This is a genomic window from Liquorilactobacillus mali KCTC 3596 = DSM 20444 (assembly GCF_000260415.1).
Taxonomy (GTDB): Bacteria; Bacillota; Bacilli; order Lactobacillales; family Lactobacillaceae; genus Liquorilactobacillus; species Liquorilactobacillus mali.
The window spans coordinates 1-575 of the sequence record NZ_BACP01000092.1 but is presented as its reverse complement, the minus strand read 5'-3'; the positions used below and the strand labels follow the sequence as shown (position 1 = coordinate 575).

1 protein-coding gene is annotated in these 575 nt (G+C 36.7%); it reads left to right on the top strand.

Features of this window, described 5'->3' with window-relative positions; translation table 11 throughout:
* A partial coding sequence (locus GSM_RS14470; protein WP_010078425.1) for an IS3 family transposase occupies nucleotides 1-575 on the top strand: 575 nt, incomplete at both ends.

Here is a 575-nt window from a genome sequence, read left to right as displayed (position 1 = left end):
ATCGTGTTGACCGTCATTTAAAAGCAAGCATTCGAAAAATTTGGGAAGAAAACTATCGCGCTTATGGTTATCCAAGAATCAAACTAGCATTAAATAGACTGGGAATTATAGTTGGTGTCAAACGGATTTTTCGGCTAATGCAAGAAATGAAGATTCATTCTCTCATGCATCGGCGTTTTAAAAAGCCTAGTACTCATGTTGATTATTTACAACGTCCCAATCTGATCAAAAACAAGCCAAAAGCTAGTACTTGGCGCGCTGATATTACTTATCTTGAGCTACGACCTGGAACTTGGGTATATCTTAGTTCAGTGTATGAGCCAAAGGTTCATAAGATACTCGCATATAAGATAGGACGACAGATGAATGCCAAACTAGTAGTAGATACAGTTAACCAAGCACTTGAACATCATAAAAGGCCAGCATATTTTCATTCAGATATGGGTTCACAATATACGAGCTGTGATGTTGAAAACTTGCTTAGACGACATCAAATCTTCCATTCGTATTCTAAGCAAGGATATCCTTACGATAATAGCCAAATAGAAGCTTTTCATTCATTATTAAAACGAGAA